The sequence below is a fragment of the Kitasatospora sp. NPDC059577 genome (assembly GCF_042735475.1).
Lineage (GTDB): Bacteria > Actinomycetota > Actinomycetes > Streptomycetales > Streptomycetaceae > Kitasatospora.
In genome coordinates this window covers 1-5061 of record NZ_JBHWBZ010000040.1, presented here as the reverse complement: position 1 = coordinate 5061, position 5061 = coordinate 1, and the positions used below count along the sequence as shown (strand labels likewise).

4 protein-coding genes and 1 rRNA gene are annotated in these 5061 nt (G+C 72.5%); all 5 read right to left on the bottom strand.

Annotated elements, in window-relative coordinates; genetic code table 11:
- Positions 1 to 110: 110 nt before the first annotated feature.
- Positions 111 to 836 carry a DUF3159 domain-containing protein gene (locus ACFV0O_RS26560; protein ID WP_380345954.1) on the bottom strand — a complete coding sequence of 242 codons (726 nt, stop codon included), beginning with the start codon at positions 834 to 836 and terminating at the stop codon, positions 111 to 113.
- Positions 833 to 1240, bottom strand: a complete 408-nt coding sequence (locus ACFV0O_RS26555) for an OB-fold nucleic acid binding domain-containing protein (RefSeq protein WP_380345952.1) — start codon at positions 1238 to 1240, stop codon at positions 833 to 835. The genes ACFV0O_RS26560 and ACFV0O_RS26555 overlap by 4 nt, the downstream gene beginning before the upstream one ends.
- A 65-nt stretch (positions 1241 to 1305) precedes the next feature.
- Complete coding sequence (locus tag ACFV0O_RS26550) at positions 1306 to 1986, bottom strand: response regulator (protein ID WP_360265460.1); 681 nt, start codon at positions 1984 to 1986, stop codon at positions 1306 to 1308.
- A gap of 109 nt (positions 1987 to 2095) precedes the next feature.
- Positions 2096 to 4693 carry an ATP-binding protein gene (locus tag ACFV0O_RS26545; RefSeq protein ID WP_380345949.1) on the bottom strand — a complete coding sequence of 866 codons (2598 nt, stop codon included), beginning with the start codon at positions 4691 to 4693 and terminating at the stop codon, positions 2096 to 2098.
- A gap of 275 nt (positions 4694 to 4968) precedes the next feature.
- A 5S ribosomal RNA gene (gene rrf, locus ACFV0O_RS26540) occupies positions 4969 to 5061 on the bottom strand; the annotation flags it as partial.

Here is a 5061-nt window from a genome sequence, read left to right as displayed (position 1 = left end):
AGCGGTCCGCCCCGCGCCCCCCAACCCCCGCCCACCCGACGCCACCGCCCCAACCGGGGCGGGCCCCCCCCCGGGGGGGGGGGGCGGCCCCCTCCGCTATGCGGGAGCGGCTACTTCGCCGGCTCCTCCTCGTCCAGCGGCGCCTTGATCGGCGGCGGCGCCTTCAGCAGGATCTGCCAGGTGACGTACATCGCGAGCAGCAGCGGCGGGATGCCGAGCGCGACCTTCAGCCAGCCCAGCAGGTTGACGTTGTGGGTGAAGTACAGCGGGAAGAGGATCACCGGCTTGAGGCCCATGATCGCCACCCAGGCCCAGGTCGCCTTGGTGTAGGCGGCCAGCCGACCCGGGTTCTCCTTGCGCCAGGTGAACATCTCGCCGGTGATCGGGCCGAGCATCACCCCGATCATCGGCCAGCGCGCCAGGGCGGAGGCCGCCAGCGCGATGCAGTAGCCGACGTTCCAGAGCAGACCGGGCAGGTAGAAGTCCTCGGCCTTGCCGCTCTTCATCGAGATCCAGGCGCCGAGCGCGACGCCGAACACCCCGCTGAAGGCGTGCTGGATGGTCTCCCGCTTCGCCAGCCGGGCCACCACGAACAGGGCGCTCAGGCCGAGCGCGGCCCACGCCGAGGTGCTGACCTGGTGGGTGATGTTGTAGGTGATGATGAAGACCAGGCCGGGCAGCGTCATGTCGATCATGCCGCGTACGCCGCCGAAGGCCTTCAGGACCGTGTCGGCGGCCTCCTTGGAGGCGGCCCTGCGGGCGGCCTCCTCGGCCGCCGCGTCGTGGGTCAGGTCGAGCTGGGCGGCATCGCCGCCGGGCTGGTTGCTCACGCTCATTCGCTCCCGTGTCCGACCGGACGCAGCTCGTAGCGGGGGTTGAACAGCACGCGGCGCCCGCGTGCGTGGCTGATCCGACCGCTGGCGACCAGCCTGCGGCCGGGCTCTATGCCCGCGATCGAGCGACGGCCGAGCCAGACCACGTCCAGCGCCTCGGTGCCGTCGAAGAGTTCGGCCTCCAGGGCGGGCACCCCGGCCCGCGGGCGGAGCGTCACCGTGCGCAGGGTGCCCGCGACGGTGACCAGCGCGCGGTCCGAGCAGCCCGCGATCGGTGTGCACCCCGACTCCGCGGCGCTCTCCTGGCGCAGGTCCTCGGCCTGCAGCTCCTCGGCCGAGGACGTCAGCCGGCTGAGCATGCGGCGGAACCGCCCCTGCGGCTGGCCGCTGCTGTTGTCACCACTCATGCCGGAAGGGTACCGGTTTCCGGGCCCCCGGCGGCAGGGCGCTCGGCCACCGGGGGCAACGACGGTCAGCTCTCGAACCGGTATCCCATTCCCGGTTCGGTGATGAAGTGGCGCGGGTGCGAGGGGTCCCGCTCCAGCTTGCGGCGCAGCTGTGCGAGGTAGACCCGCAGGTAGTTGGTCTCGGTGCGGTAGGCGGGGCCCCACACCTCCTGCAGCAGCTGGGTCTGGCTGACCAGCCGACCGGCGTTGCGGACCAGCACCTCCAGCAGGTGCCACTCGGTCGGGGTGAGGCGTACGTCGACGCCGTCCCGGTTGACCTTCTTGGCCGCGAGGTCGACCGTGAAGGTCTCGGTGACGACCAACGAGTCGGCTTCCCCCGCCACCGGCTCGGCCCGCCGCACGGCGGCCCGCATCCGGGCGAGCAGTTCGTCCATGCCGAACGGCTTGGTCACGTAGTCGTCGGCGCCGGCGTCCAGGGCCTCGACCTTCTCGTCCGAGGCGTGCCGGGCCGACAGCACGATGATCGGCACCCGGGTCCAGCCGCGCAGGCCCCGGATCACCTCGACCCCGTCCATGTCGGGCAGGCCCAGGTCCAGGACGACGACGTCCGGATGGCGGGCCGCGGCCAGTTCCAGGGCGCTCGCGCCGTCGTGGGCCGCGTCCACCTCGTACTTGCGGGCCTTGAGGTTGATCACCAACGCGCGGACGATCTGCGGTTCGTCGTCCACGACGAGGACCCGGGTCATGTGCGGGCTCCGCCTTTCGGGGCTGTCTGGTTCCAGGACTGTGGGACTGGCTTGCGGTACGACGCACGGCGCCGGGGAGCGACGGGCCCGACGGGTGCTTCGGCGGTTCTCACGGGACCGGTTCCGAGACCGGATCGCTCCCGTCGCCGGTCGGCTCACCCGGCTCCTCCAGGTCGGGCGGCCGTTCGACGGCCGGCAGGCTGACGACCATCGTGAGACCGCCGCCGGGGGTGTCCTCGGCGGTGACGGTACCGTCCATCGCCTCGACGAAGCCGCGCGCCACCGCGAGCCCGAGGCCCACGCCGGCGCCGCGCGGCGCGTCCCCGTACCGCTGGAACGGCGCGAAGATCCTCTCCTTGGCCTCCTCGGGCACCCCCGGGCCGCGGTCGACGATCCTCAGCTCGACCCGGCCGGGCATCCCCGGCTGCTCCAGCGCATCGGCCTTGACGAGGACCTTGACGCCCTCCGGGCTGTACTTGACGGCGTTCTCGACCAGGTTGGCCAGCGAGCGCTCCAGCAGTCCGCCGTCGGCCCGGATCATCGGCAGCGTCTCCGGGACGTCCAGGCGGACGGACTCCGGCGCCACGCCGCCGAGCGCACAGGGCACCACCTCGTCCAGGTCGGTCTCCTGGATCAGCGGGGTGACGGTCCCGGTCTGCAGCCGGCTCATGTCGAGCAGGTTGTTGATCAGGTGGTCCAGCCGGTCGGCCCCGGCCTCGATCCCCGCCAGCAGCTCGGCCTCGTCCTCCGGGTCCCAGTCGACGTCCGCCGAGCGCAACGAGCTCACCGAGGCCTTGATGCCCGCCAGCGGGGTGCGCAGGTCGTGCGAGACGGCGGCCAGCAGGGCGGTCCGGATCCGGTTGCCCTCGGCCTCCCGCCGGGCCGCGGCGGCCTCCCGGGCCAGCCGGCGACGCTCCAGCACCACGGCGGCCTGCGCGGCGAAGGCGCCGAGCAGGCGCCGGTCGGCGCCGGGCAGCACCCGGCCGCGCAGCACCAGCGCCAGGCTGTCGCCGACCGGGACGTCCACGTCGGCCTCCTCCGGCCGCTCCGGCGGCCGCGGCCCGGCGGTGGCCACCGGGACCCACGGGCCGAGCGGGTCCGGACGCTCCAGCAGCGCCGTGCTCTCCTGCCCGAAGGTCTCCCGGACCTGTTCCATCAGCGCCGTCAGCACGCCGTCCCCGTTCGGCGCGCCCCGCAGCACCGTGCCGGCGAGCGCGCTGAGCGTCTGCGCCTCGGTCTGGCTGCGGGCCGCCTGGTGGGTCCGCCGGGCCGCCAGGTCCACCACCGACGCCACCGATATCCCGACGATGGTGAATATCGCCACCGCCATGATGTTCTGCGGCTCGCTGATGGTGAAGGTGTGCAGCGGCGGCGTGAAGTAGTAGTTCAGCACCGAGGAGGCCACCAGTGCCGAGCCGATCGCCGGCAGCAGCCCGCCCACCAGCGCCGCGCACACCGTCAGCGACAGGAACAGCAGCATGTCGGTGGAGAGCCCCAGCCCGCCGATCGCGGTCAGCACGACCGCCATCAGCGGCGGACCGGCCAGCCCGATCAGCCACCCCGCGATCGTCCTGGTCCGGCCCAGGTCGGTGATCCGGCGGACGGGTGTCCTGCCGTGCCCGTGCCCGGCGTGCTCGTGCGTGACCATGTGGATGTCGATGTCCCCGGCCTCCCGGGTGACCGTGGTGCCGACGCCCGGCCCGTACAGGTACTGCCAGCCCGGCCGACGGCTGGTGCCCAGCACGATCTGCGTGGCGTTCACCCCCCGCGCGAAGTCCAGCAGACCGACCGCCGGATCGTCGCCCAGCACCGCGTGGAACGAGCCGCCGAGGTTCTCGACCAGCGCACGCTGCTCGATCAGCGCCTGCGGCGAGCCGGAACCCACCAGCCCGTCCGACCGGGAGATGTGGACGGCGAGGAGCTCGCCGCCGGAGACCCGGGCCGCGATCCTGGCCGCCCGGCGGATCAGCGTCGCCCCCTCGGGGCCGCCGGTCAGACCGACCACGATCCGCTCCCGGGCCTGCCAGGTGCGCTCGATGCCCTGCTCGGCCCGGTACTTCTGCAGGTACTCGTCGACCCGGTCCGCGGTCCACAGCAGCGCCAGCTCGCGCAGCGCGGTCAGGTTGCCCGGGCGGAAGTAGTTGGCGAGCGCCGCGTCGACCTTCTCCGGCGCGTACACGTTGCCGTGCGCCAGCCGCCGTCGCAGGGCCTGCGGGGACATGTCCACGAGCTCGATCTGATCGGCCCGCCGGACCACCTCGTCGGGAACGGTCTCCCGCTGGCGCACCCCCGTGATGCCCGCGACGGCGTCCCCCAGCGACTCCAGGTGCTGCACGTTGACGGTGGAGATCACGTCGATCCCGGCCGCCAGCAGCTCCTCGACGTCCTGCCAGCGTTTCTCGTTGCGGCAGCCGGGCACGTTGGTGTGGGCCAGCTCGTCCACCAGCGCCACCTGCGGGCGGCGGGCGAGGACGGCGTCCAGGTCCATCTCGGAGAACCTGGCACCCCGGTGCAGCACCTGCTGCCGCAGCACGACCTCCAGCCCGGCGACCATGTCCGCGGTCCGCCGGCGGCCGTGGTCCTCCACGAACGCCACCACGACGTCCGTGCCACGCTCGTGCCGCCGGTGCGCCTCGGCGAGCATGGCGTACGTCTTGCCGACCCCGGGGGCCGCCCCGAGGTAGATGCGCAGCCTGCCTCGTCCCATGAGCACCATTCTTGATCCGGCCGTGCCCGGGAGCCACCCCCGGACACCTGTTCCCCTTCCTTCGAGACTACGGCGTGAGCAGCGATTTTCCGCTGATCAGTCCACCGATCAGGCGGTTTTAGCGGCATATTGACGGTGGACCAGCCACTCGGCGGGGGTCACTCGGCAGGGACCCGGTCGGCGCCGGAGGTGCTGTCCGGTCGACGTCCGGCCGAATTCCGGGAAACGCAAAGAACCCCCATCCGGAATCCGGATGGGGGTTCTTCACAAAGGTTGTTCGGCGGCGTCCTACTCTCCCACAGGGTCCCCCCTGCAGTACCATCGGCGCTGTGAGGCTTAGCTTCCGGGTTCGGAATGTAACCGGGCGT